This window comes from Streptomyces sp. HUAS MS02 (genome assembly GCF_055702265.1).
The window spans coordinates 2,326,316-2,348,515 of sequence record NZ_CM146747.1; the positions used below are offsets into that span (position 1 = coordinate 2,326,316).

22 protein-coding genes are annotated in these 22,200 nt (G+C 72.1%); 11 read left to right on the forward strand and 11 right to left on the reverse strand.

The features are described from left to right. Positions 1-20: 20 nt before the first annotated feature. The 6 genes from ACZ9QC_RS09895 to ACZ9QC_RS09920 all read right to left on the reverse strand — a co-directional run bounded on the left by ACZ9QC_RS09895 (position 21) and on the right by ACZ9QC_RS09920 (position 6,795). Positions 21-1,121, reverse strand: coding sequence for a BMP family lipoprotein (locus tag ACZ9QC_RS09895; RefSeq protein WP_472919833.1), 1,101 nt, complete (start codon positions 1,119-1,121; stop codon positions 21-23). A gap of 141 nt (positions 1,122-1,262) precedes the next feature. Further along, positions 1,263-2,090 (reverse strand): purine-nucleoside phosphorylase, encoded by an 828-nt coding sequence (gene deoD / locus ACZ9QC_RS09900; protein WP_472919834.1) that lies wholly within the window; start codon positions 2,088-2,090, stop codon positions 1,263-1,265. Further along, positions 2,087-2,836, reverse strand: coding sequence for a glutamine amidotransferase (locus ACZ9QC_RS09905; protein WP_472919835.1), 750 nt, complete (start codon positions 2,834-2,836; stop codon positions 2,087-2,089). The genes deoD and ACZ9QC_RS09905 overlap by 4 nt, the downstream gene beginning before the upstream one ends. A gap of 214 nt (positions 2,837-3,050) precedes the next feature. Next, complete coding sequence (locus tag ACZ9QC_RS09910; RefSeq protein WP_472919836.1) at positions 3,051-4,106, reverse strand: LacI family DNA-binding transcriptional regulator; 1,056 nt, start codon at positions 4,104-4,106, stop codon at positions 3,051-3,053. Further along, positions 4,096-5,469: an amidohydrolase gene (locus tag ACZ9QC_RS09915; RefSeq protein ID WP_472919837.1), complete on the reverse strand. Its 1,374-nt coding sequence runs from the start codon at positions 5,467-5,469 to the stop codon at positions 4,096-4,098. The genes ACZ9QC_RS09910 and ACZ9QC_RS09915 overlap by 11 nt, the downstream gene beginning before the upstream one ends. 402 nt (positions 5,470-5,871) lie before the next feature. Further along, on the reverse strand, positions 5,872-6,795 hold the full coding sequence (locus ACZ9QC_RS09920) for an LLM class F420-dependent oxidoreductase (protein WP_472919838.1): 924 nt from the start codon (positions 6,793-6,795) through the stop codon (positions 5,872-5,874). A 239-nt stretch (positions 6,796-7,034) separates the two neighbouring features. On the opposite strand from ACZ9QC_RS09920, the gene ACZ9QC_RS09925 reads away from it, so the two are divergent. After that, positions 7,035-7,202, forward strand: coding sequence for a hypothetical protein (locus tag ACZ9QC_RS09925; protein WP_472919839.1), 168 nt, complete (start codon positions 7,035-7,037; stop codon positions 7,200-7,202). A gap of 176 nt (positions 7,203-7,378) precedes the next feature. On the opposite strand, the gene ACZ9QC_RS09930 is transcribed toward ACZ9QC_RS09925, so the two are convergent. From ACZ9QC_RS09930 to ACZ9QC_RS09945, 4 genes are all read right to left on the reverse strand, one after another. Beyond that, positions 7,379-7,855: a DUF6099 family protein gene (locus tag ACZ9QC_RS09930; protein WP_472919840.1), complete on the reverse strand. Its 477-nt coding sequence runs from the start codon at positions 7,853-7,855 to the stop codon at positions 7,379-7,381. Between the two features lie 193 nt (positions 7,856-8,048). Then, complete coding sequence (locus tag ACZ9QC_RS09935; RefSeq protein WP_472921648.1) at positions 8,049-8,366, reverse strand: nucleotide pyrophosphohydrolase; 318 nt, start codon at positions 8,364-8,366, stop codon at positions 8,049-8,051. 130 nt (positions 8,367-8,496) lie between these two features. After that, positions 8,497-9,672: an AAA family ATPase gene (locus ACZ9QC_RS09940; protein WP_472919841.1), complete on the reverse strand. Its 1,176-nt coding sequence runs from the start codon at positions 9,670-9,672 to the stop codon at positions 8,497-8,499. 430 nt (positions 9,673-10,102) lie between these two features. Next, positions 10,103-10,492, reverse strand: a complete 390-nt coding sequence (locus ACZ9QC_RS09945; protein ID WP_184903789.1) for a cell division protein SepF — start codon at positions 10,490-10,492, stop codon at positions 10,103-10,105. Between the two features lie 468 nt (positions 10,493-10,960). Here ACZ9QC_RS09945 and ACZ9QC_RS09950 point away from each other — a divergent pair, with 468 nt between their 5' ends. The 9 genes from ACZ9QC_RS09950 (at position 10,961) to ACZ9QC_RS09990 (ending at position 20,535) form a co-directional block, all read left to right on the forward strand. After that, positions 10,961-15,274, forward strand: a complete 4,314-nt coding sequence (locus ACZ9QC_RS09950; RefSeq protein ID WP_472919842.1) for a molybdopterin-dependent oxidoreductase — start codon at positions 10,961-10,963, stop codon at positions 15,272-15,274. 390 nt (positions 15,275-15,664) lie between these two features. After that, positions 15,665-16,045 (forward strand): sortase-dependent protein, encoded by a 381-nt coding sequence (locus ACZ9QC_RS09955; RefSeq protein ID WP_472919843.1) that lies wholly within the window; start codon positions 15,665-15,667, stop codon positions 16,043-16,045. Beyond that, positions 16,042-16,671, forward strand: a complete 630-nt coding sequence (locus tag ACZ9QC_RS09960; RefSeq protein ID WP_472919844.1) for a class F sortase — start codon at positions 16,042-16,044, stop codon at positions 16,669-16,671. Before ACZ9QC_RS09955 ends, ACZ9QC_RS09960 begins: the two co-directional genes overlap by 4 nt. A gap of 91 nt (positions 16,672-16,762) precedes the next feature. Further along, positions 16,763-17,263: an RNA polymerase sigma factor gene (locus tag ACZ9QC_RS09965; RefSeq protein ID WP_472919845.1), complete on the forward strand. Its 501-nt coding sequence runs from the start codon at positions 16,763-16,765 to the stop codon at positions 17,261-17,263. After that, positions 17,247-17,756, forward strand: a complete 510-nt coding sequence (locus ACZ9QC_RS09970) for a hypothetical protein (protein ID WP_472919846.1) — start codon at positions 17,247-17,249, stop codon at positions 17,754-17,756. The genes ACZ9QC_RS09965 and ACZ9QC_RS09970 overlap by 17 nt, the downstream gene beginning before the upstream one ends. A gap of 165 nt (positions 17,757-17,921) precedes the next feature. After that, complete coding sequence (locus ACZ9QC_RS09975) at positions 17,922-18,350, forward strand: DUF6153 family protein (RefSeq protein ID WP_472919847.1); 429 nt, start codon at positions 17,922-17,924, stop codon at positions 18,348-18,350. A 94-nt stretch (positions 18,351-18,444) separates the two neighbouring features. Continuing rightward, positions 18,445-19,116: a DUF305 domain-containing protein gene (locus tag ACZ9QC_RS09980; RefSeq protein ID WP_472919848.1), complete on the forward strand. Its 672-nt coding sequence runs from the start codon at positions 18,445-18,447 to the stop codon at positions 19,114-19,116. Positions 19,117-19,258: 142 nt separating this feature from the next. Next, the gene (locus ACZ9QC_RS09985) at positions 19,259-19,627 is read left to right on the forward strand and encodes a BlaI/MecI/CopY family transcriptional regulator (protein ID WP_045562083.1); all 369 of its coding nucleotides are present in this window, start codon (positions 19,259-19,261) and stop codon (positions 19,625-19,627) included. Continuing rightward, positions 19,624-20,535 carry a M56 family metallopeptidase gene (locus ACZ9QC_RS09990; protein ID WP_472919849.1) on the forward strand — a complete coding sequence of 304 codons (912 nt, stop codon included), beginning with the start codon at positions 19,624-19,626 and terminating at the stop codon, positions 20,533-20,535. The genes ACZ9QC_RS09985 and ACZ9QC_RS09990 overlap by 4 nt, the downstream gene beginning before the upstream one ends. Positions 20,536-20,608: 73 nt before the next feature. On the opposite strand, the gene ACZ9QC_RS09995 is transcribed toward ACZ9QC_RS09990, so the two are convergent. Continuing rightward, positions 20,609-21,346 carry a DUF5134 domain-containing protein gene (locus ACZ9QC_RS09995; protein ID WP_472919850.1) on the reverse strand — a complete coding sequence of 246 codons (738 nt, stop codon included), beginning with the start codon at positions 21,344-21,346 and terminating at the stop codon, positions 20,609-20,611. Positions 21,347-21,572: 226 nt separating this feature from the next. Between ACZ9QC_RS09995 and ACZ9QC_RS10000 the strand changes: the two genes are divergently transcribed. Next, the gene (locus tag ACZ9QC_RS10000; RefSeq protein ID WP_472919851.1) at positions 21,573-22,172 is read left to right on the forward strand and encodes a DUF4396 domain-containing protein; all 600 of its coding nucleotides are present in this window, start codon (positions 21,573-21,575) and stop codon (positions 22,170-22,172) included. Positions 22,173-22,200 lie beyond the last annotated feature (28 nt).

The following is a 22,200-nucleotide window of genomic DNA, read 5'->3' on the forward strand; positions in this document are numbered from 1 at the left end:
GTTCGGGGTGGGTGCGGGGGTCAGAAGGCGCTGGGGACCGTGAGGGAACCGGACTTCACGCGGTCGGCAGCCTCCTGGAGCTCGGTACGGATCTTCTCCGGCACGATCTCCTGGAAGTGGGCGTCGTCGACGTAACCGACCGCGTCCTCGGCGAGACCGACGCTCTGCACGGCGCCGTACTTCACGGCGTCCTTCTTGTCGTCCTCGGCGGCCTGGTAGAGGGCGTTGCCGACGTTCTTGAGGATCGAGGTGACGACGGTGTTCTTCTGCGCGTTGTCGGTGAGGGTCTGGTACTGGTCGGAGTCGACGCCGAAGGTGTAGCGGCCGGCGCTGGCGGCCGACTCGAAGGTGCCGAGCCCGGAGAGCCCCGCGACCGGCCAGACGAGGGCGGCGCCCTGCCCGTACATCGCGGTGGAGATCTCCTTGCCCTTGGCGGGGTCGCCGAAGGGCTTGTCGCCGCCGACGTACTGGGTGAGGACGTCGGAGTTCTTGCCGCCGGCCGCCTTGAACCCGGCCTTGAATCCGACGATGAAGTCCTCGATGACGGGGATCTTCACGCCTCCCACGACGCCGACCTTGTTCAGGGATTCGGCTCCCTTGAGGGCTTTCTCGGCGACCAGCTTCTCGGCGAGGAATCCGGCCAGATAACCGCCCTCGTTCTGCTTGAAGGTCACCGAGTAGACGTTCTCGCACTTGTTGGAACAGCCGTTCTTGCCGGAGTAGTCGACGGCCGAGTCGAACACCCAGAACTTCTTGTCCGGGTACTGCGGGGCGAGTTCACCGATGTAGTCGGTGACGTCGAAGGTGCCGGCCGCGAGGATGTCGTAGTCGTCGGCCGCCGCCGCGTCCTCGAATCCCGGCTCCCACTTGGTGCGGTCCGAGCCCAGCTCCACCACCTTCAATTCGTACCCCAGCTCGCTCTCGGCCCGCTTCAGCCCCTCGTACGCGGAGTCGAAGAACGACTTGTCGCCGAGCCCGCCATTGACCACCAATTTGATCCGGGGCTTTCCGGAGGAGGCCGCCCCGGAATCGTCGGACCCCGATCCCCCGCACGCGCTCAGCACCAGCATTCCCGCCACCGCTGCGGCGGCGCCCGGTCCGTAACCACGGCGAATTCTCATCACTGCCGACCTCCTGATCATTTTTCCTGCTTTCTCTGTCCGCTGTCTTCTGTTCGCTGTTCTCGCTGACAGCGACAGTAGGAAGTGCAAAACGTTTTGGCTACGCCGAACGGTTTCTGTTTGATTTCTTCCCGGGGAATTTCAGCCGTCGGCCCGCAGCGCGGCAGCGGCGATGTGGACGGCACGGTCGAACCCGGTCTCCCGGTCCGCGGCGGACAGGGCCGCGCCGGTGCGCACGTGGTCCGACACGGTCAGGACGGCGAGCGCCTCGCCGCCCTCCACCGCGGCCACGGCGTACAGCCCGGCCGCCTCCATCTCGACGGCGAGGGTGCCCCGGCGTTCGAGGGCGTCGAGAACCGCGGGCCGGTCGAGGTAGAAGTGGTCGCTGGAGAACACGGGGCCGACGTGCACGGCTGCGCGGTCCGAGCGGCCCGGTCCGCCCGGTTCCTCCGCCTCGACGGCGTTCGCCGCGTCGACGGCCGCGCGCAGCGGCCGGTAGGAGGCGGCCAGGGAGAGGGTCACACCGTCCACCAGGAGGCGGCTGACGCTGGAGTCGGTGTGCGCGGCGGAGGCGATGACGACGTCCCGGAGGGCGACCGAGGTGGTCAGCGCGCCCGCGGTGCCGACCCGGACGATCCGGCGGACCCCGTAGTGCCGGAACAGCTCCGTCGCGTAGATCGACATCGACGGGATGCCCATGCCGGAGGCGAGCACCGACATCGGTACGCCGCCGTACGTGCCGGTGTACCCGAGGATGCCGCGCACCTCGGTCACGAGCCGCGCGCCGTCGAGCACCGTCTCGGCGATCCGCCGGGCCCGCCGGGGGTCGCCGGGCATCAGCACGAGGGGGGCGAAGTCGCCGGGGACGGCAGAGATGTGGGGGGTGCCGACGGACACGGGAGTGCCGACAGGCTCGGACACGGACACGGACACGGGCACGGGCTCGGACACGGCCTCGGCCGGCGTCACAGCTCCTCCCCCGCGAGCCAGCGGACGAGGCGGTCCCACAGTTCCGCGTAGCCGTCCCATTCCAGGAACGGGGGCGGGGCCCAGTGCGGGGCGACGTCGGAGGTGAAGGCGGCCGAGCGGCCCGTGCCGTGGTCGCCGACGGCCAGCAGCGGATGCCCGGCGCACTCGGCGAGCAGCGATGCCTCCGGTCGTACGGCGACCTCGTTGAGGCCGAGAAGCGCGGGCCAGGCACGGTCGAGTCCGGCGACGACGGGGTGCCCTCCCACCACCTCGGGGACGGCCCCGGCCGGCAGCTCCACCCGGTCGTCGCGGTCGAGCATCGTCACCGGCAGGGCGGCGGCCAGCGGCGTACGCCCCCAGCGCGCGCGGGCGTCGATGCCGCTGAAGGTCAGATAGCCCCCGATCATCAGCACGCCTCCGCCGCGCTCGACGAAGTCCCGCACCAGCTCCGAGCGGTCGGGGGCGGGCTCGGACCGGTTGAAGGTCTCCGGCGGCAGCTGGAAGCTGTTCGCGCCGACATCGCTGATGACCACGACGTCGAACGCGTCGAAGCCGTCGGCGGTGTCCGGGACCCGCGTGGGTATCTCGTGCGCGGGCACGTACGTGACGTCGTGGCCGCGTGCGCGCAGCGCGTCGAGGAAGACGCCGCCGCCCTCGGTGTACTCGGCGGTGTGAAAGGCGTCGAAGCCCTTCTGATGGACCGTGTACGTGAACCAGGACTCGCCGACGACGAGGACTCTGGGCATGGACGAACCGACTTTCTCTCAGGGGATTCAGAGGGGCTCGGGGGCGCTCGGGGGTGTGTTCCGAGCCGTGTCCTGGCGCCTCGGGGCACAGGGACATGGCCGCGTGGCGCGGCGACGGCGATGACGGGACGCTGACGGTGGCGGTGACGGTGGCGGTGGCAGAACCGGTGACGGTGGCGGTGGCAGAACCGGTGACGGTGGCGGTGCCGGTGGTTCAGCGGGCGGCGGGGGGTGCCGTGCTCCCCCGTACCTTCAGTTCGACGGGGAGGGTGTGCCGGGACGCGGGCGGGACCTCGCCCCGGGAGACGTACTGGAGGAGTTGCGCGGTGGCGGTGCGCCCGACGTCGTAGGCGGGCTGGTGGACGGTGGTCAGCGACGGGTTGACCAGCGAGGCGGCCCGGATGTCGTCGAAGCCGACGACGGAGAGGTCCTCCGGCACGGACAGTCCTGCCTCGCGCAGCGCGGCGAGCGCGCCGAACGCCATCAGGTCGTTGGCCGCGAACACGGCGGTGCGGTCCGCGAGTCCGCCGTCGTCGAGCAGTTCGGCGACCAGCCGGTACCCGGACTCCTCCTTGAAGTCGCCCGTCCGCTCGACGACATCGCCGTGGAAGGCCTGGCGGAAGCCGTGTGCGCGGGCCGCCCCGCTCCTCAGATCGCGGGGGCCGGTCAGCATCAGGGCCCGGCGGTGGCCGAGCGCCCGCAGATGCTCGCCGACCAGCCGGCCGCCCGCCTCGTGGTCGGCGCTGGCGATGAGCGCCCCGCTCAGGCCCTCCACCTCCTCGTCGGCGAGCGCGATCGGGAACTTGCCCATCAGCGCCTCCAGCCGCCGCCGGGACGGGGGCGACCCGGAGGCGTACACCATGCCGTCGATGAACCGGCTGCGGATCATGTCGAGGTAGCGGTCCTCGCGGTCGGCGTCGAACTCGGTGTTGCACAGGATCAGCCCGTACCCGAGGTCGTGGGCGGCGTCCTCGGCGCCCTTGGCCAACTCGGCGAAGAAGGTGTTGCTGATGTCCGGGATCAGCAGGCCGATCACGGAGGTGGCGCCGGCCTGGAGGCTGCGGGCCAGCGACGCGGGCACGTACCCGAGCCGGTTGACGACGCTGCGCACCCGGGCGGCGGTCTGTTCGTTGACGGGCCGGTTCCCGCTCAGCACGTGCGAGACGGTGGTGGGGCTGACCCCGGCCGCCGCGGCGACGTCCTTGATGGAGGCGGCCCGGCGCACGGCGGGACGGTCGTGGGCGGTGTCGCGGGTCAGATCACGGGTCATAGTGCTGCACCGCCCTGCCGTGCGAGGTGTCGAGGATCCGTGCGACGCGCACGTCCGCGTCGGCGAGCAGCGCGGGTTCGTCGACGGTGAGGAGCCGTCCGTCGCGCATCAGCACCCGCCCGTCGACGATCACCGTGCGGACGTCGGCGGCACGGGCACTGTAGACGAGTGCGGCACGCGGGTCGTGCAGCGGACGGCAGTGCGGGCCGGACAGATCGGTGAGGACGATGTCGGCGCGCATGCCCGGCTCCAGCGCGCCGATCCGGTCCTGGAGCCCCAGGGCCCGGGCCCCGCCCCGCACGGCCGTCCGCAGGGTGTCGGACACCGTCATCCAGGTGGCGTCCCGCACCGCCTGCTTCTGCGTGAGCGCGACCAGCCGCAGCGCCTCCCACACGTCCAGGGTGTTGTGCCCGGCGGCCCCGTCGGTGCCTACGGCCACCGTGATCCCAGCGCCGAGCAGGTCGCGGACCGGGGTCAGCGGGGACAGCGCGTGCTTGAGGTAGACCTTGGGGCAGCAGGCCACGGCCGTGCGGTCCGCGTACTCGGCCAGCAGCGGCAGGTCCCGCTCGACGATCCCGCAGCCGTGCGCGATGAGGGCACCCGCGTCCAGGACACCGGTGTCGTGCAGCGCCCGGATCGGGGTGATCCCCCGCCGCTCCAGGCTGGACTCCGTCTGCTCCAGGTGCTCGGCGGCATGGATGTGCACGCGCACCCCGAGCCGCCGGGCGTGGTCGGCGAGGGTCCGCAGGTCCCGGTCGTGGACGGTGTAGGGGGCGTGCGGCCCGAGCGAGACGGTCACGCGGCCGTCGGCCCCGCCGTGCCAGGTCTCGGCGAAGGCGACGGTGGCCTCCAGCGCCTGGGCGCCGCCGCTGCTGAAGTAGGTGGGCGCGATGTCGGCGCGCAGCCCCGCCTCGGCCACCGCCTCGGCGATGCCCTCGGGGAAGAAATAGTGGTCCGCGAAGGTGGTGACGCCCGACCGGATCATCTCCGCACAGGCCAGCAGCGCCCCGGCCCGCACGTCCTCGGCGGTCAGGTTGGACTCCATCGGCCACACGCGGTCGTTGAACCACCCCTCGACCGTCACGTCCTCGGCCGCGCCCCGCATCAGCACCATCGGGCTGTGCGTGTGCGCGTTCACCAGACCGGGCAGGGCCAGCAGCCCCCGCCCGTCGACCACCTCCGTGCCCGGCTCGTCCGGGCGCTCCGCCCCCGTCGGCCGGACCTCCACGATGACGCCGTCCGCCACCACGATGTCCCGCGCGGGCAGGACGTCGCACTCGCCCTCCACGGGGACACGCAGCACGTCACAGCCGCGCACGAGGAGGCGGGGGCGGGTGACGGAAGGGGACGTTCTGTCGCTCATGCGACACAAGCTAGATATCCAAAACGTTTTGCACAACAAGAAGACGCTTCGGACATCGGAAGGGTCTCGGGACGGCAGGACGGAGGCTCATGGCCGGAGACCGGAGCCGAGAGCCCGGGCCGGCGGACCGAGGGCTTGTGGCCGGAGGCCCGGAGAACCGGGCTGAGACCGCCGCATCCCAGGAGGCGCGATGCTCGGAGGTCGGAGGCCGGAGGCCGGGGCACGGAGGGCGGGCGCCAGAGGCCGGGGCACGGAGGGTCGGCGGCGCAGGTCCGGAGGACTTGAGGACCTGAGGCCCGCGGCCCGGAGGGGGCCCGGAGGGCCGTGACGTGTCGGCCCGGGGCCGTGGTGGCGGCGGGCGGCGCCGTCCCGCGCCCCGGGCCGGGCGCGGGACGTGTTTCGCTACGACAGCTGGGACTGCACCTGGCCCGAGATCAGCTCCAGGTGGTCCAGGTCGTCGAGGTCGAGGATCTGGAGGTAGACGCGCTGGGAGCCGATGGCCTGGTAGCGGCCCAGCTTGTCGACGACCTCGGCCGGGGAGCCGGCCAGCCCGTTGGCCTTGAGCTCGTCGACCTCGCGGCCGATCGCGGCGGCGCGCCGGGCGACCTCGGCGTCGTCCTTGCCCACGCACACGACCAGGGCGTTCGAGTACACGAGGTCGTCACCCTTGCGGCCGGCCTCCTCCGCGGCCTTGCGGACCCGGCCGAACTGGCGCTCGCTGTCCTCGATCGAGGCGAACGGCATGTTGAACTCGTCGGCGTACCGCGCGGCGAGCCGCGGGGTACGGACCGCGCCGTGGCCGCCGATGAGGACCGGCAGCTTGGCCTGCGCGGGCTTGGGCAGCGCGGGCGAGTCGGTCAGCTGGTAGTGGGTGCCCTCGTACGAGAACGTCTTGCCGACCTCGGTGGCCCACAGACCGGTGACGATGGCCAGCTGCTCTTCCAGACGCCCGAACTTCTCCTTGGGGAACGGGATGCCGTACGCCTTGTGCTCCTCCTCGAACCAGCCCGCGCCCAGGCCGAGCTCGACCCGGCCGCCGGACATCTGGTCGATCTGCGCGACCTGGATGGCGAGCACACCCGGCAGGCGGAAGGTTCCTGCGGTCATCAGGGTGCCGAGGCGGATGCGTTTGGTCTCGCGGGCGAGGCCGGCCAGGGTGATCCAGGCGTCGGTGGGGCCGGGCAGGCCGTCCGACGAGCCCATGCGGAGATAATGGTCGGAACGGAAGAACGCGTCGAATCCGAGGTCCTCGGTCGCCTTGGCGACGGTGAGGAGGGTGTCGTAGGTCGCCCCCTGCTGGGGCTCGGTGAAGATGCGAAGATCCATGCCTCCATCCTGCACGCTCACCCCCCGGTCAACGGCACCGGTGCCACTGGTGCCTCGGGGCCACGGTCGGGTGAAAATCCGTCAATCCGGCGCCCGGGACCGACGGCGTCAGTGACCGGCCGGAACGGTGATCGTTGCTCGGGAGGAGCCGGACCGCCCGGCACCCGTCGCCGGCGGCCGCTGCCGGGACGCCCGCACCACGTGCCCCCTCGGGGGGCGAGGGCCGAGGAGGCCGTCACATGTCCCAGGAAGCCGTGCCGGAGCAGGCTGCCGTGCCTGCGCAGCCGAAGGGTCTGCTCCAGCAGATGGAGGAGCTGATGGCTGCCCTGAACGCGGACCTGTCCCAGCTCGACGCGGAGTTCTCCGCACCGCGGACCGCCTCCACGGAGGAGAGCGGACCCGCCTGAGGTTCTCCGAGCCACGATCCCGACGCCCGGCCGTGCGTTTCCGGCCGGGCGCTCGCCGTGTTCGGGGCCTCGCCCCTCACCCGCCCGCCGAGGTGCGTTCTTCGACTGCGGGTGAGTGAGGGTTCACCGCGCAGTTCCGCGCCCCTGGAAGCAGGCGACTTCCCGTCCCCAGCGGCTCACCCCGCCGCCGCGTCTCTCTCCGACAGGACCTGGTCTCTGACGGCCAGGCGCCGGAGCATTTCCAGCACCCGGTCCCGTGCCTCGTCCGCCGCGTCGATCGCCTCCATGCACTGCCAGTACGTCGCCTCGTCGTCCGCCCCGCTCGCCAGACCCACGAGTGCGATGCCGACCTCGCCCAGCAGGCCCCCGAGCCGCAGCAGCGACTCGTGGGCGTCGCCCAACTCGGTGAGCTGGGCGGCGCGTAAATCGCCCACACCGAGCGGCGGGACGCCGAGTATGCCGCAGCCACTGCCGGCCAGCTCGGTCAACCCCAGGGCCTCACCGCGCAGTTCGGGAGGTCCCGAGACCGCGAGACGGCTCCCGATCGCCTGGGCGAGGGCATAGGACTGCCACGCCTCCGCCATGATCTGAGGTCCCTCGACGCTGCCCGCCAGAGCACGCCTGCTCGCGAAGATGAGCCGCACCGCATCCATGCGCTGCCCCCGACTTTCCCCGACGCGCTCTCACACGTCCGCCCGAACTCCTGCCTGTTCATTACCCACAGTGAGGGCCGCTGAGACAGAAAGCCAGAGGAAGCCTGAAATCTGTGGATAACAAGTCGGCTGTGGACAACTTTTCAACTCCGGAGAGTGACAATCGGATGGGGTCGCTCAGCGTCGAGCGTCCTCAGGGTCGTCCCGGTGCCGGAAATCTCCGTTCGTTGCGGTCGATCTTCGCATCCAGCGCTGACAACAGGTCGATCCCCAGCACCTCGCAGAGCTGGAGCAGATAGGCGAGCACGTCGGCCACCTCGTCCGTGACGCGGTGGGCGGTCTCCGGATCCGACATCACGCGAGCCGACTCCTCCGGCGTCAACCACTGGAAGATCTCGACGAGTTCGGACGCCTCGACGCTCAGCGCGGAGACCAGGTTCTTGGGTGTGTGGTACTGCTGCCAGTCGCGGGCGGCGGCGAACTCGGCGAGCCGCCGCTGCAGCGCCGCCAGGTCCGGCTTCCGCTCGGGCCGCTTCCGCCCGGCCCCAGGACCTTGCCCCGTTGCAGACTCGGGACCTTGCCCGACTTCGAACTCGGGACCTTGCCCCGTTTCGGACTCAGGACCTTGCCCCGTCCGGGATTCAGGATCTTTCACGGTTCAGGTCTACCACCGTCACCCCCGCCACTCCCGCGGCCCAGGAGGCGTCGCTCACCGCGCCGACGAGCCGGATGTGCCCGCGTTCGCACATCCGGGCCGCCAGCCGCACCAACTCCCCCGCCTGCCGGGGGTCCAGGGCCCGGTCGAAGCCGTCGGCGAGGACCGTGAGCGTCTGCAGAGCCGCCGGCACCTCCGCGGCCTGGTCGACCTCCAGCACCCCGGGGCCGGTGAACAGCACCAGGGACAGCGCGAGATACCGCAACTCGCCGTCCCCGAGCAGGCCCAGGGCCGTCCGCACGCCGTCACCCCGGTCCAGCACCGCCCGTACCGCGCCGTCCCGCAGCGGCTCGGCGAGCAGATCGAGGACCGGCCCCGCACAGCCCTCGCGCACCGCGCCTACGAGCAGCGCGTGCCGTCGGCCGCACTCCGTCCGCGTACGCCACAGCACGTCGGCGAGGTTGTCGCAGCCCCGCAGCAGCCGACCGGAGCCGAGCGGCACGGCGGCGCGCATCCGGCCGGGGCGGGGATCACAGGCGTAGACCGAGCGGAGGGCGACCACCATCTGCTCGGCGGCGGCGAGGACCCGGCGCTGGCCGTCCGTCTTGCCGGCGACGCGGAGCGGGAGCAGCGCCGTACCGAGGCGGTCGTCGGGCAGGGGGCCGCGGGTGACCGGTGAGGAGCCGGCCGTGTGCCAGGCGGCCTGAACCACGGGGCGGCTCGGGTCGACGAGCGCCGTCTCCAGCAGGGTGAGCCCACCGCACGTCAACCGCTCACCCACGACGCGGAGTTCGGGCTCCGCCTGGACGGCGACGTCGAGGTGCACGGGCCCCTCGGGGCCGTCGGCCGTGCAGCCGATACGGAAGCCGCGGCGCCGCTGGGCGTCGGGGCGGGCCCGTTCGGGGACGCAGCCCAACGGGTCGGGGAAGACCTCGTCGAGGCGGGCGCCCCCACCGAGCCCGGCCAGCGCCTCGTACGCCCTGAGCGCGGTGGTCTTGCCGCTGCCGCTGCGCCCCGCGAGGAGGGTCAGCGGCCCCAGCGGGAGGAAGGCGTTGCGGTGTCCGGCGAAGGCGGAGAGCCGCAGTTCGGTGACGCTCGGCCGCTCCGGACGCGCCCCGGCGTCCACGCCGGGCACCACCGGCGAAAGGGATGACACGGTCATATGCGGACACTAGGAGCCCGCGCCGCAGACAAACCGTTCCGCCGAGTGGATCTTCCTACGATCGAGGGAGCGCCCACCGGGAACGAGGGCGCCCCGCCCGCACGGACAGCGCCCCGAACCCCCGCAAGCGCCCCGCGCTCCCCGGGACAGCCGGCACCGATCCGGGCCGGCCCCGCCCGGAACCCACGAGAGCGGGCAAGCCGAACGGACGGACTCCCGAGAGGGGCGCACGCTCCACACGCCACGCCCGCGGAACCGGCCACGCCATGAACCACCCCCGCAGAACCGGCCACACACCATGAACCACGCACGCTGAACCGGCCACACGCCACGAACCACGCATCACGCACCACGAACCAGCACACGCCGCCCACCCCGAGCCCCGACGCGGCGCGTTCAGGCGCACCCCGCCGAGCCACCGCAGCGCGCGTCACACCCCCGGGATCCCGGCGCCCTCCATCAGCCCTCGCACCTCGGTGCCCGGTGGCGTGAGAAGGAACACGTTCCGGTCGACCCGGTGCATCCCGGAAGCCAGGCCGAAGACGACACCCGTGCTGAAGTCCAGCACTCGCTTGGCGGTGTCGCTCTCGGCGCCCGACAGGTCCAACAGCACCGGAACGCCCGCCATCAGCGTCTCCGCCACCTCGCGGGCGTCCGCGAAGACGTTGACACGCAGCACCACGAAACGGCGCCGGGCCTCCGTCTCGGCCTCCGGTATGGTCCGATGGCCGACCGCGGACGGCCAGGCGTCCCTGCCCCGCAGCGGCACGACCTGGGCGAGCCCCTCCCACTGTTCGTCGGTGACATCGTGGCTGTTCACCCTGTTCACCGGCCTTCCCCCTGGCTCGCACTGAATGACTGCATCAGCCAATTCTTACGCATGGTCACCCGTTCGGCCCAACAGCGACACGGACCGCGACTCCTCCGTCCCGGCCGACGGCCGGAAGCCGCCCTCACAGTCCCTCGCGCGGCCGTGTGTGGCGGGCGTAACGCCTCGTGATCGGATCATGTGACACAGGCGTAACGGGCAATTCGTACGCTCGAGCCTGCCGGTCGGCGATCCGGCGACTGAGCGGCAGCCGTCCGGCGGCCGTACCAGACGGCGACCGGCCATCGCGCCGGACAGCGAACAGCCGTCGCCCCGGACGGCGAACGGCTGTCACGTCGGACAGCGCCGGCCGCCGTACCGACAGCGCCCGGCGGACCGGCCGGACGACCGAACGGACGAACTGACGAACGGCAGGACGAACGACCGGACACCCCGGACGCCGACAGAGAGGGGCCGCCCGTGGCCGCGCAGGGCCCGCAGAGCACCACGACACAGGTGCGGACCGTGTGCTCGTACTGCGGTGTCGGCTGCGGCATGCTCCTGGACGTCGGGATGGGCCCCGACGGCCGGCGCACGGTGCTGAAGGCGTCCGGCGACAAGTCCCACCCGGCGAACTTCGGCCGCCTCTGCACCAAGGGCGCGACCACCGCCGACATGCTCGCCGCACCGGGCCGCCTCACCACCGCCCTCGTGCGGGAAGACCGGGGCGACGAACCGGCCCCCGCGCCCGTCTCCGACGCGATCACCGAGACGGCCCGGCGGCTGCGCGCGATCATCGACGAGCACGGCCCCGACGCGTTCGCCTTCTACGTCTCCGGCCAGATGAGCCTGGAGGCCCAGTACCTGGCGAACAAGCTGGCCAAGGGCTTCATCCGGACCAACCAGATCGAGTCCAACTCCCGGCTGTGCATGGCGAGCGCCGGCACCGGCTACAAGCTGTCGCTGGGCGCCGACGGCCCGCCCGGCTCCTACGAGGACCTGGACCGGGCGGACGTCTTCCTCGTCATCGGCTCGAACATGGCGGACTGCCACCCGATCCTGTTCCTGCGGATGATGGACCGGGTCAAGGCGGGCGCGAAACTGATCGTCGTCGATCCGCGCCGCACGGCGACCGTCGAGAAGGCCGACCTGTTCCTGCAGATACGTCCGGGCACGGACCTCGCCCTCCTCAACGGCCTGCTGCACCAGCTGCACGCGAACGGGCACACCGACGCCGACTTCATCGCCGCCCACACCGAGGGCTGGGAGGCGATGCCCGACTTCCTCGCCGACTACGCGCCGGACGCCGTCGCCGACATCACCGGCATCCCGGCGGACGACATCCGCGAGGCCGCCCGGCTGATCGGCGAGGCCGCCGAGTGGACGAGCTGCTGGACCATGGGGCTCAACCAGTCCACGCACGGCACCTGGAACACCAACGCGCTGGTCAATCTGCACCTGGCGACCGGTGCGATCTGCCGGCCGGGCAGCGGCCCGTTCTCGCTCACCGGCCAGCCCAACGCGATGGGCGGGCGCGAGATGGGCTACATGGGGCCGGGGCTGCCGGGTCAGCGGTCCGTCCTCGTGGACGAGGAGCGGGCGTTCGTCGAGGAGCTGTGGGAGCTGGCGCCGGACAGCCTGCGCAAGGACGGGGTCGGCAAGGGCACCGTCGAGATGTTCCAGAAGATGGCCGACGGGGAGATCAAGGCCTGCTGGATCATCTGCACCAACCCGGTCGCCTCCGTGGCCAACCGCAAGACCGTGATCGAGGGGCTGGAGGCCGCGGAGTTCGTCATCACCCAGGACGTCTTCGCGGACACCGAGACCAACGCCTACGCCGACGTCGTCCTGCCGGGGGCCCTGTGGACCGAGTCCGAGGGCGTCCTCATCAACAGCGAGCGCAACCTCACCCTCGCCGCCCCCGCCGCCGACCCGCCTGGCGAGGCGATGGCCGACTGGCGGATCATCGCGGCCGTCGCCCGGGAGATGGGCTTCGAGAAGGGGTTCTCGTACGACAGCGCCGAGCAGGTCTTCGAGGAGATCAAGCGGGCGTGGAACCCGAAGACCGGCTGGGACCTGCGCGGCGTGACGTACGACCGGCTGCGGTCGGGGTCCGTGCAGTGGCCCGCGGCTTCGGAGGACGGGCCGACGCGCAACCCGATCCGCTACGTGGTGGGAACCGGCGACGCGAACGGTGGCGGGGCCACCAACTGTGACGAGGCCGCGAACGGTGACGGCGCGGCGGGCGATGACGGCGGGACCGGTCGGGGGTTGCTCTTCCCCACGGCCAGTGGCCGGGCCGTGTTCCACGCACGTCCGCACCTGCCGCCCGCCGAGATGCCGGACGACGACTATCCGTTCGTGCTCAACACCGGGCGGCTGCAGCACCAGTGGCACACGCTGACGAAGACCGGCAGGGTCGCCAAGCTCAACAGGCTGAACCCGGGGCCGTTCGTGGAGGTGCACCCGCGGGACGCGCGTGAACTGGGCGTCGCGGACGGGGACTCGGTGGAGGTCGCCTCGCGGCGGGGGCGGGCCGTCCTGCCGGCGGTGGTCTCCGACCGTGTGATGCCCGGGTGCGTGTTCGCGCCGTTCCACTGGAACGACCTCTTCGGGGAGTACCTGAGCATCAACGCGGTGACGAGCGACGCGGTGGACCCGCTGTCGTTCCAGCCGGAGTTGAAGGTGTGCGCGGTGTCCCTGGCGAAGGTGGCCGCGTCGGCGAGGTTCGCGGCGCCGGCCGGGAGCGAACCCACCGGCACGCCGACGACGGCCCGGACGACAGCCCCGGCGACGGCCCCGACGACAGCCCCCGTACCGGCGTCCCCGCTCCCCGTATCGGCGGCGGTCGCCGTGCCGACTCAGGTCGCCCTCGGTGCCAACCCGTTCGGTCTCGAACCCTCGCCGCCGCCCGTCCTCTCCGCCCAGGAGCGGCAGTACCTCACCGGCTTCCTCGCCGGGCTCGGGTCCGGGGTGCAGGGGGTGCCCGTGCTCCCGGCGGACGCGCCGTTCGCGCCCGAGCACGCGGTGTGGGTGAACGGGGTGCTCGCCGGGATGTACTCGCGGTCGACGGCGCCGAGCGCGGAGCCCGCCGCCGTCGAACCGGCCGGACGCGAGGTCGTCGTGCTGTGGGCCTCGCAGACCGGGACGGCCGAAGAGTTCGCGACGGCGGCCGCCGAGCATCTGGGGGCGGCGGGGCACCGGGCGACGCTCGTCGGGATGGACGAGGCCACGCCGGACCGACTGCCGCCCGGCACGGACCTGTTGCTGATCACCAGTACCTTCGGGGACGGCGACGCACCCGACAACGGCTCCGGGTTCTGGGACGCGCTGTCCCGGCAGGAGGCCCCCCGCCTGGACGGCGTGCGCTACGCCGTGCTGGCCTTCGGGGACTCCTCGTACGACGACTTCTGCGGGCACGGTCGCCGACTGGACGCCCGGCTCGACGAGTTGGGCGGGGTGCGGCTGGCCCCGCGCACGGACTGCGAGCCGGACTACGAACCGTCGGCGGACGCCTGGCTGGGCCAGGTCATCACCGCGCTCGGCAAGGGGACAGACGGGGGCGAGGGCCCCGCGGAGGGCGGGCCCACGGCTGCGGGAACGACGCCCCAGGGCTCCGTCACCATCGCCGCCCCCCAGGTCACCGCACCCGCGTCCACGCCCGCCCCCCGCTCCGCGAGGCCCGCGCCCGCCATCGCCCGGCTGGTCGGCAACCGGCTGCTCAGCCTGCCCGGAGCGGGCAAGGAGGTGCGCCGGTTCACCTTCGACACCAGCGGGACGGGACTGGCGTACGAGGCGGGCGACGCGCTCGGGGTGCGGCCGGTCAACTCCCTCGGCCTGGTCGCCGAATGGCTGGCCGTGACCGGTCTGGACGGCTCGGCTCCCGTGACCGTCGAAGGGGTGGGCGAGGTGCCGTTCGCCGAGGCGCTGCACCGGCATCTCGACATCACCCGGATCACCTCGGACCTGCTCCGCTTCGTCTCCGAACGGACCCGGGACAACCGGGAGCTGAAGAAGCTCATGCGTCCGGACAACAAGGACGGGCTGGCCCAGTGGTCGTGGGGACGGCAGGCCGTCGACGTGGTCGCCGAGTTCGCCGTACGCGCCTCCGCCCAGGAGTGGGCCGGTGTCTTCAAGAAGCTACAGCCCCGCCTGTACTCGATCTCGTCGAGCCCGCTCGTCGACCCGCACCACATCTCGCTGACGGTGTCGGTCGTGCGGTACGAGAACCTGCACGGGCGCCCGCGCGGCGGGGTCTGCTCCCCCTTCCTCGCGGACGGTGAGGCGGACCTGGAGGTGCCGGTCCACGTCCGGCGCTCGCCGCACTTCCGGCCGCCCGCCGATCCGTTGACCCCGATGATCATGGTCGGCCCCGGCACCGGTGTCGCGCCCTTCACCGGCTTCCTCCAGGAACGGCAGGCCCTCGGCCACCGGGCGCCCAACTGGCTGTTCTTCGGAGAGCAGCACCGGGCGACGGACTTCTACTACCAGGAGGAGCTGACAGAGCTTCAGGAGTCGGGCGTGCTCAGCAGGTTGGACACCGCCTTCTCGCGCGACCAGCGCGCCAAGGTCTACGTCCAGGACCGGATGCGCGAGCACGGCCCCGAGCTGTGGCACTGGCTCCAGGACGGCGCCCGCTTCTACGTGTGCGGCGACGCCTCCCGGATGGCGAAGGACGTCGACCGGGCCCTGCGGGACATCGCGATCACCCACGGCGGGATGACCGAGGACGAGGCGGCCGCGTACGTGAAGCAGTTGGCCACGGAGAAGCGGTACGTGCGGGACGTGTACTGAGCGGGTGCCGCCCGGGCCCGTCTACCGAGCCGGGCCCGTCTGCCGAGCGGGGCCCGACCGGTCGCGCCGCGCCACGGTCGCCGTGGAGCTGGTGTTCCTCGCGTGACGCGTACGCCCGCGATCCCGGAGGCCCGCAGCAACCCGGAGTCCGCAAAGCCCCCAGCGCCACCCAACCGCCAACGCCCCGGCGCCCCTAGCTCTCCCACCGCTCCCAGCACCCCCAACCCTCCCACCGCCCCCAGAAACGACTTTGCCATCTCTTTACAACGCCCCCCGCCGCTGTCTCGTCTCTCCGCTCGGTACGTGACGCCGCCGCACCCCGGGCAACCGGCCGCGCGGTGGCCCACGAAGCCGTTCGACAGACCCGATCCAGACGAGAGAGAGCGACCCATGCGCCGAACCGTCCTCAGTGCCACGGCACTTGCCGTCACCGCCGTGCTGGCGACCGCGCTCCCCGCCTTCGCCGACGACACGAGCCCGGCCGCCGTACCGCAGGAGGCGGCCAAGACGGCGACCCCGGTCCCGTCCGCCCCCGCCAAGGATCAGCCGTCGGACACCGCGCCCGCCGAGGCCACGGACGACAGTGTCACGAGCCCGGCGCCGAGCCAGGTCCCCGTCGTCCCGAGCGGAGCCCCCGACACCGGTACGGCGCCGGAGTCTCAGGGGACCAGCGGCACGGCCGTGCTGGCGGGCACCGGTGCCACCGCGCTGCTCCTCGGCGGCGGCGCGGCCGTAGTCCTCGTACGCCGCAAGCGGGCGAACGAGGCGTGACACCGCTCTCCAGGCGCGCCTTCGCCGTGGCGGCGGCCGCCGCGCTGTCGGTGAGCTGCGAGGGCGGCCGCGCCGACCACGCCACGACCAAGCCTTCCGGGGACGGCGCGACCCCGCATCGGTCCTCGCCGTCCCAGACGCCGACACCCGGCGCGGCACGCCCCCTGGCCCGTTCGGTGCCGGTGCGGCTGCTGATCCCGGCCATCGAGGTCGACACCCCGGTCATCCGCCTGGGGCTGGCCTCCGACGGCACGGTGGAGGTGCCGCCGGTCACGGAGCACGACAGGGCGGGCTGGTACCGGCACTCGCCGACGCCGGGCCAGACCGGCCCGTCGGTGATCCTGGGCCATGTCACGGTCGGCCCCTACGGTGACGGTGTCTTCCGCCGGCTCGCCCGGCTGCGGCGGGGCGAGCGGATCGAGGCGCGCCTGGAGAACGGCACGACAGCGGAGTTCACCGTCGACTCCGTACGCACGGTCGCCAAGGCCGACTTCCCCACGAACGAGGTCTACGGCAACGTGAACCGTCCCGCGCTGCGCCTCATCACCTGCGGCGGCCCGCGCACGGGCGAGGAGTACCGGGACAACGTGATCGTCTTCGCGACGCTGAGCCCCACGGCCCGGTGACCCGCACCCCGACCTCCCCCCTCCTCCCTCCCTTCCCTCCGTCCCCATTCCTCCCCTTCCTCTTGTCGCACCATCACGACCATGGAGAGCGTTGAAACGGACCCGTGAGAAGGCCGCGTCCGAGTTGTTCGCCGCCCTCTACCCGCGCCTCGCCGGCTGGTGCCGTCGGCTGGTCGACGACGACGAGACGGCCCACGAGATCGCCTCGGAGGCGTTCACCCGGCTCTGGGCCCGCTGGACGTCGGTGGCGGAGCCGCACGGCTTCCTCTACGTCACCGCGGCCAACCTCGTACGGGACCACTGGCGCAAGCTCGAACGCGAACGCAAGGCCATGCACCGGGCCACCGCCGAGGCCGCGGTGCGCCCGCGGTACGACGACGCCGAACAGTCCGACCCCTCGGTGCGGCTGCTCGTGCGGTCGCTGCCGGAACGGCTGCGCGTACCGATCCTGCTGCACTACTACGCTGACATGCCGATCCGGGAGGTGTCCGAGCTGACCGGACGCAAGGAAGGAACCGTCAAGGCCGACCTCCACGCGGCCCGCGAACTGCTCCGCGCCCACCTGAGGAGAAGCCTTGATCACACGCCCTGACGAGGGCCCGGACTTCGAGCCCGACGACCCGCTCACCGTCCTCCTGCGTCCCCCGGCCGACCGACTCGGCCCACCGCCCGGCCGTTACGAGGCGATCCGCCGCACCGCCGCCCGCCGCCGGCTGGCCCGGGCCGCGGCCGGTGCCGCCGCGGCCTGCGCGGTCGTCACCCTGATCGCCCTCCCGCTGCGGCTCGGTGGCGACAAGGCCCCCGCGAGCCCTTCGGTCCCCCTGGCCCCACCCCCCGCGACCAGCACCCCCCCGTCACCCACGCCGACATCCACACCCACATCGGCACCGACACCGCCCCGGCACCCCGACCCCCGGTCGGACAGCGACAGCACCACGACCCCGATCCCCTCGGCCCCACCCAGCAAGACCGCTACCGACGCCACCGCCCCGTCGGCGCCCCCGGCAGACACCACCGCCTCGTCGGCGCCCCCGGCCGAGGCCGCCGGTCCCTCGGCCCTGGACAGCACCTCCGGCACGCCCTGACCCCCGCCCACTCGGCGGCGCCGTGGTCAGATGTCGCCGCCACGTGATCTACACCACGAAACCTCTTAGTAGAACAGTAGAAAACGCCCCATCACCCGGCGCGACGACCGTTCCTTGGGTACGGTCGTGACAGCAGATCCAGAACGGCCGGTGACGGAGCCCCGCATGAAGCTGAGTCGGCGCGTACGCGCGGGTGGCCCCATCGGCCATCTGCTGCTCGTCGCCGTCCTCGCCTTCAGCGTCTTCGCGATGCACAGCACGGGGCATCCCGGCGAGCCCGCACACTCCATGGGCGCCGCCTCGCACGCCACTGCGACACATACGACGGCGCCGGGCCCGGGTTCGGGGCCGTCGACGACGGCGCCGGGTCCGGGGCCGTCGTCCTCGCACGAACCGGCCACGACCATGGACATGCAGTCCCTCTGCGTGGCGATCCTGCTCGGCGCATGGGCTCTCACCGTCCTCCTCAAGTCGGCGTTCACCCGCCGTCATGAGGAGTGGGCAGCACTTCTCGCCCAGGTCGCCACGATCGCGCGACCCCGCCCGCCGCCGCGCGGGCCCGATCTCACCCGTCTGTCAGTTCTGCGGCTGTAGGCCGAACCTCCCACGCGGGCGCGCGCATTGCGCGGCCCCGCGGCTCCGCCTGCCCACGAACAGCCAAGAACGCACACCACGAGGTGAATCGACCATGACTGCTTTCACGCGCACCGCTCGCCGGACGCGCCTTCGCCGCGCCTCCGCCACCGTCGGCATCGTCGCCGTCGGCGCCCTGCTCCTCACCGCATGCGGCGACGACATGGACGGCATGGACCACGGCAGCGGCAAGAGCTCGCCGTCCGCGTCCGGCGACGCCGGATCGTCCGGCGGCGGGTCGTCCGACACCGGATCCGGCGACTTCAACGACGCGGACGTCACCTTCGCGCAGATGATGATCCCGCACCATGAGCAGGCCCTGGACATGGCCGAACTCGCCGACGGCCGGGCCTCCGACACGGAGCTCAAGGAGCTCGCCGAGCAGATCGAGAAGGCCCAGGACCCCGAGATCATGGCGATGAAGGGGTGGCTGCGGTCCTGGGGCAAGCCGACGACCGTCGAGTCCATGCCCGGCATGGACCACGGCAGCGGCGGCGACGGGATGATGTCCGACGCGGACATGCAGCAGCTCAAGGGCATGAAGGGCACCGAGTTCGACAAGATGTTCGCCGAGATGATGATCCAGCACCACAACGGTGCCATCACCATGGCCGAGGACGAGCAGAAGGACGGCAAGAACGGTGCCGCCGTGAAGATGGCGGGTGACATCGTGAAGGGCCAGACCGCCGAGGTCGAGCAGCTCAACGACATCCTCGACCGACTCTGAGCACCCCCGGCGCGGGCCGACGACGGCCCGCGCCGGTCCTCACGCGGGCAGGCCATCCACAGGCCGGTCCGCGGGCCATCTACTATGCCCCTGCGTACGCGCCTACGTGCGTACACGTCAACAGCCAGAAGGAGCAGGGGTCATGAGACGGCTGGGGGAACTGGAAGCGGAGATCATGGACCGCCTCTGGACGTGGAACCGTCCGGCGACGGTGCGCGAGGTCGTCGACGATCTCAACAAGACCCGTCCGCTCGCCTACACCACGGTCATGACGGTCACCAACATCCTCTACAACAAGGGCTGGTTGCTGCGGGGCAAGCAGGGCCGTGCCTGGCTGTACACCCCCGTGCGCAGCCGCGAGGCGTACGCCGCCGCGCTGATGGAGGACGGTCTCGACGCGAGCAAGGACCGGCCGGCCGCGCTGGTCCACTTCGTGGAGAACATGACGGAGGAGGAACAGGCCGCCCTGCGCAAGGCGCTGCGCGCGGTCGGACGGCAGGCGAAACCGTGAACGCGGCTCCACTCCTGCTCGCCTACACGGCGGCGGTGGGCTTCGTCGCCCCTCCCCTGGTCCTGCGCGCCGCATGGCCGCACCGGGCTCCGGCCCTGGCCCTGCTGGTCTGGCACACGCTGACGCTGTCCTTCGTCCTCGGGATCGCACTGACCGCGTACCACCTGCTGATGCCCACCGAGCACACCCACCAGGGACTCCTGGGCCTGCTGCACTCCTGCGGACTCGACCTGGGCGCGAGCGGACCCGCTCACGACACCGCGGGCCGCCTCGCGGTCGCCGTTCCCACGGCGCTCGGGACGGCACTCGCGGGCACCTTCGCCTTCCATGTCGCACGAGCCCGGCGCGCGCGGGACCGGCACCGGGAGGCGGTGGATCTGGTCGGCCGCCGCTCCGAGCGGCTGGGGGCCACCGTCCTGCCGTACGACGTGCCCGCCGCCTACTGCCTGCCGGGCCACCGGCCCCGGATCGTGATCAGCGACGCGGCCGTAAGGGAGCTGAGCCCCGAACAACTGGCGGCGGTCCTGGCGCACGAACGGGCCCACATCGCGGGCCGCCACCATCTGGTGATCGCCGCCGCGGAGGCGTTCCACTCGCTCTTCCCCCGGCTCCCCCTGGCCCGTCACGCCCGCGCGCAGACGGCACTCCTGCTGGAGATGGTCGCCGACGACCACGCCCTGCGCGCCCACTCCGACGGGGCGCTGGCGAGCGCGATGTACGAGATGGCAGCCGCCCGGACCCCGAAGGCCGCCTTCGCGGCGGGCGGCCCGGCGGTCCTGATCCGGATCCGGCGGGTGCTCGGGCCACGCCGTCCCGCGCACCGCGCGTTCTGGGGTTCCGTCGCCGCAGTGACCGCGACCGTCCCGCTGTTGCCGCTCCTCGTCACCTGCCCGCTGGGCGCCGCGTGACGCGGACGTAGCCGCCCCCGTCAACGCGGGCCCCCTTGGGACCCAACTCCCCCATGGATAATGCCCGTTCGGGTCAGACGGTCATCATCAACAGCATCGTCGCCATGGAGCCGCCCATGCCGATGTGACCGGCCAGGCGGGCGTTCGGGACGGACAGCATGTCCGGGGTGCGAGACGCCCGGCGGTGGCGGGCCCGGGCGGCCGACCCGGCGGACGATCCACCCGGCTCCCGCAGCCGGGCGCGTACGGCCAGCGCCACGGACGCCAGGAAGTAGGCGGCCAGGACCCAGAAGGCGACGCGCCACACCATGGCGGAGCCCGACGCGGCGGCGGCCTCGGTGACGCCATGGGCTCCCATGCCCTCCATCCCGCTCATGCCTTCCATCCCGCTCATGCCCTCCGTCCCGGCGGCGCCCCCATGGCCGTGCCCGGAGGAGCCGGCCAGGGCGAGCGTCGGTCCCGAGGCGGCGCCGGGCATGGCCAGGGTCATCACCACCATGGCGGCACTGCCGATCACGAGATGGGCGCCGTGCCGCAGCTGCCGCACACCGCCGAGTACGGCATGCCGGACGGACAGGGCCACGCCCCCGAGACAGAGCAGCCCGAACAGGGTCGCCCACCACACGCCGTACGTGCCGTAGAGGCTCGCGGTCGGAGGCGCCGCCATGACGGCCATCCCCACACCCATGACCACCTCGGCCCCTGCCTCGTACCGGACCCAGCCTCTGACCAGTGCCAGCCGCACGAGGTTCCCGACGGCCGCCCCGGCTCCCAGTGCCACCAGCGTCCAGCCAAGAAGGTGTCCAGCCACGTCGCCACCCCTTCACGGGGCCGGAAATCCGGCTCACCGATCGTCGACTTCTACGTACCCGCTTAGTACGCAGCGACCGCCCATCCGTCTCAGACGGGTGAACCGAACCGCCTCCAGGGGCACCCGAGGCGTCCAGGCGCGCCTCTGGCCACATACCCCCCAGGGGTATATCCTGGGCCGCGAGCCCGACCACGGGCCGCCAAGGACGGAGAGGGAGGAAGAGGTCATGGACCACACGGACCACAGGACCGGCCACGACGGCACCACCCACGACCACACCGGGCACACAGACCCGCAAGGAAGTCACGGAAGCCACGAAGGTCATGCAGGCCACGAAGGTCATGCAGGCCACGAAGGTCATGCAGGCCGTGGAGGGCATGGAGGGCACGGAGGGGCCTCCTGGGCGACGGCGGCGAAGGCCACCCTGCACTGCCTCACCGGGTGCGCCATCGGCGAGATCCTGGGCATGGTCATCGGCACGGCCCTGGGGTGGGGCAACGTGCCGACCATGGTCCTGGCCATCACGCTCGCGTTCCTCTTCGGCTACTCCTTCACCCTGTTCGCGGTGCGGCGGGCCGGCCTGGACCTCAAGAGCGCGATCAAGGTGGCCCTGGCCGCCGACACCGTCTCGATCGCCGTGATGGAGCTGGTCGACAACGCCATCATCGCCCTCACCCCGGGCGCGATGGACGCCCACCTGGACGACGCCCTGTTCTGGTCAGCCCTCCTCGGCGGCTTCGGGGTCGCCTTCCTCATCACCACGCCGGTCAACAAGTGGATGATCGGCCGGGGCAAGGGCCACGCCGTCGTGCACGCCTACCACTGAACGCGACGCCAGGCGTGACGGACCTTCA